Here is a 383-nt window from a genome sequence, read left to right as displayed (position 1 = left end):
GTTACTGCTCCTGTTGCTGATCTTGCAACTTTAGCTAATGTAACGGCACAATGTGAAGTAACGACTTTAACGCCACCAACGGCAACAGATAATTGTGGTGGAATAGTTACTGTTACCAACGATGCAACCCTTCCTATTTCAGCCCAAGGAACAACCGTCGTAACTTGGACATATACAGATGTTAATCTGAATGCTTCCACACAAACACAAAACATAATAATTACAGATACTACTGCTCCTGTTGCAGATCTTGCAACTTTGACAGATGTAACCGCACAATGTGAAGTAACGACTTTAACTGCACCAACGGCAACAGATAATTGTGGTGGAACGGTAGCTGTTACCAACGATGCATCACTTCCTATTACAACACAAGGAACAAC

1 protein-coding gene is annotated in these 383 nt (G+C 41.8%); it reads left to right on the top strand.

Annotated elements, in window-relative coordinates; all coding sequences use genetic code 11:
* The coding region (locus tag ACVCXO_RS00520; RefSeq protein ID WP_452227644.1) for an HYR-like domain-containing protein at positions 1 to 383 on the top strand (383 nt) is incomplete at both ends.

The sequence above is a fragment of the Lacinutrix sp. MEBiC02404 genome, from assembly GCF_053601575.1.
Note: the sequence above shows the minus strand (reverse complement) of the source record. Positions and strands in the feature narration are given on the sequence as shown.